At 66.1% G+C, this 2,775-nt stretch carries 4 protein-coding genes; 2 read left to right on the top strand and 2 right to left on the bottom strand.

The window, feature by feature from the left end:
* Together ROTAS13_RS22415 and ROTAS13_RS22420 are read right to left on the bottom strand one after the other, a co-directional pair.
* A partial coding sequence (locus ROTAS13_RS22415; RefSeq protein WP_253187745.1) for a protein-glutamate O-methyltransferase CheR occupies nucleotides 1-975 on the bottom strand: 975 nt, incomplete at its 3' end.
* Complete coding sequence (locus ROTAS13_RS22420; protein WP_226945962.1) at nucleotides 972-1,598, bottom strand: chemotaxis protein CheW; 627 nt, start codon at nucleotides 1,596-1,598, stop codon at nucleotides 972-974. The genes ROTAS13_RS22420 and ROTAS13_RS22415, both read right to left, overlap by 4 nt.
* 807 nt (nucleotides 1,599-2,405) lie before the next feature.
* Here ROTAS13_RS22420 and ROTAS13_RS22425 point away from each other — a divergent pair.
* Both ROTAS13_RS22425 and ROTAS13_RS26625 read left to right on the top strand, forming a co-directional pair.
* Complete coding sequence (locus tag ROTAS13_RS22425; RefSeq protein WP_075823491.1) at nucleotides 2,406-2,669, top strand: hypothetical protein; 264 nt, start codon at nucleotides 2,406-2,408, stop codon at nucleotides 2,667-2,669.
* 21 nt (nucleotides 2,670-2,690) lie between these two features.
* A partial coding sequence (locus ROTAS13_RS26625) for a transposase (RefSeq protein ID WP_075823493.1) occupies nucleotides 2,691-2,775 on the top strand: 85 nt, incomplete at its 3' end.

The following is a 2,775-nucleotide window of genomic DNA, read 5'->3' on the forward strand; positions in this document are numbered from 1 at the left end:
CGCCTTACGGTGGAGCTGTGCGTAGATGTGATCAAGAGACAGCGCCCAGGCCGGTGCTTCCTCTCCACCGGCTCCGGGTGCCGCCTGGGGCGGGAGGGCGGGTGCCGCGGGGCGGCGGCGGTAGGCAACGGTGCCCGGCAGTTGCTCCACCGACAGGAAGGCGGCGAAGGCCGGGTTGGGTTCGGCATGGCCCAGCAGCATCCAGCCTTCCGGCGCCAGCCTCTCCCCCATGGCGCGGACCAGCCGTGCCACGGTGTCGGGGTGGAAATAGATCAGCACGTTGCGGCACAGGATGAGGTCGAAGCCGCTCAGGTCCAGCGGCGCGGCGGGGTCCAGCAGGGACAGGAGATTGTGCCGTTCGAACCGCACCAGGGAGCGGAAGGGCGGCCGCAGCCGCCAGCTTCGTCCGGACGGGTCGGGCAGGAAGTCCTGCGCCCTTTCCTCGGCCGGCAGGCTGCGCAGCGCCCAGGCGCTGAAGCGGGCCTCCCGGGCCGCGGCCAGGAAGGATTCGTTGATGTCGGTGCCCAGGATGCGGCAGCGCCAGTCGCCGATCTCCCGGCCCAGCAGGCGGTGCAGCAGGATCGCGATGGAATAGGGCTCCGCCCCGGTGGCGCAGCCGGCGCTCCAGATCCGCAGCTGCCGCGTCGCGCGGTTGCGCCGGATCAGCTCGGGCAGGATGCGTTCCCGCAGGGCGGCGAACTGCTCCGCGTAGCGGAAGAAGAAGGTCTCGCCGATGGTGATCTCGGCTTCCAGCGCCGACCATTCGGCCTCGCCATGCGCGGGATCGTCCAGGCGGCGGAGATAGGCCTCGCTGGAGGAAGAGGCCGTGGCGCGCATCCGGCGCAGCAGGCGTTCCCAGAGAAGCTCGTCCTTGTCCTGGTAGTAGAAGTGCCCGGTGCGCCGGATGATGCGGCCCTTGAGTTCGAGGAAGGCCGCGTCCGGCAGCAGCGACGGCGGGCCGGGGTGGGCGCTCATGACCGCGCGGCCCATTCCTCCAGGCGGCGCCGGGCCTGCCCTTCCAGTTCCGCCAGGGTGGCGCGCTCGCGTTCCATCAGCAGCCGCTCCGGTGCCAGGAGGCGGGCGAAGCCGTCGGGCAGTGAGACCTCGGCCTCGGCACAGCCATTCAGGCTCTGCTCCGCCGGCAGCGGCTGCAGGCTTTCCCGCGGCACCCGCACCACGTCCAGCACCCGGTCCACCAGCAGCGCGAGGCGCTCCCGCCCGTGGCCGAGCAGGATCAGGTGCCGGTAGATGCCGGTCGCGGCATCATCCTCCGCCGGCAACGCCGCCTCCGGCTCCAGCAGGCGCGACAGGCGCAGCACCGCCACCGCCTCTCCCCCCAGGTTCAGGAAGCCGGCCAGGAGCCGCGGCAGTCCGGGCGGGGTCCAGAGGCGCGGCAGGGGCAGCAGCTCCCGCACCGCCTCCCGTCGCAGGGCCAGCCGCGCCCCCCCTTGCGGGTCCCCGGCGGCGAAGAGCACCAGCTGCTCGGTCCGGGCAAGGGACAGGTTCGGATCGGACAGGGAGGCGACCAAGGGAGAAGAGGGCTCCGCAGCATGGCTGGCAGGTGGCGGATCGTCGCAGGCCAGGGATCGGGCCAGCATGCCACAGCCGGGCGGATGCCTCCAAGAAGCTACTGAAAAGTGTGCCGCTGTCGGGAAAATTAACCACTGGTCGAGATTCCGGCGTGAGAAACGGCCTTTCCAGCATGTGTCCAAGGGCGGGCCACACGGTGCGGATCTCCCCGCGGGACGCGGGCACAAGTACCCTGGGCGGACGCGGCAAGCGTAACGAACCGCCTGGGCGTCCACCGGCCATGGTTTGCTGGTGGACTCCTCGACGGCTCGCAAGTAACCGTCAGGCGCCCGCAAGGGTGTCCCGTGGTGGGACGGGCGGAGGGATGCGAACTTCCGGACTGTCAGGTCTGGATGCCCTCCGCCCGCCATTTCCCGTCACGCACATCCGCCCGTGATCGCCGCACGAGTCGATATCCAAAAATAGAGACGAAAAGCGCCGATACGCGGGCTGACGATATTTATTTGGCAAAGCAAAGCCGCAGTACACACGTATAGATGGAAGTATCTGTGGATGTTCCTGCTATAGTAGCGTGATATAACAATCACGTTACTTTAAAGCACAGGGCGCCAAGGGGGCGCGCATCAAAATGAGCGCATGGTTCTACCAATTTGGCAGGATCGAAATCTTCGCACAATGGAACCGTCCTGAAATGGCGATGTTCGCGTTCTTGCAACATTTACGGAATGCGTGGCAGATTTGGCTCTGGAGACTCGAAATTACGCTCAGTCGAGCGGTAGCAAAGGGCGAAGGAAATGCTTGCGACAGTCCCGAAGTCGAAATCATTAGGTAGTATCCTCGCGGTCCTCGGCATCGTGAGGAAGAGCCACCCCACGATGACCGTGGAAAATCTCATGGTTTTGCTCAAGGTGGCTCAGAACCCCGACATTCGGCAGAGCGATCTGGCTAAGGACATGGAGATGTCCCCTTCCGTCTCATCGCGGAACATCGCGGAACTGTCCGAAGTCAAGCTGCATGGGCAGCCCGGCCTGGGCTTCTTGGATAGCCGTCCGGACATCATGGATCGGCGCCACAAGCAACTGTCACTCACCAAGGACGGGGAGAAGTTCGTCTCGCGCCTAGAGGCTGTTGTGGACTGACGTGAGGGCCAGATTTGCGGGATGACCCGCAAGTCCTATCCGTCCGACGTATCTGATGAGGAATGGGCGTTGGTTGCGCCCTATCTGGTGCTGCTGCCCGAGGCGT

It is taken from the genome of Roseomonas sp. TAS13 (assembly GCF_001950415.1).
In the GTDB taxonomy this organism is placed as follows: Bacteria; Pseudomonadota; Alphaproteobacteria; order Acetobacterales; family Acetobacteraceae; genus Roseomonas; species Roseomonas mucosa.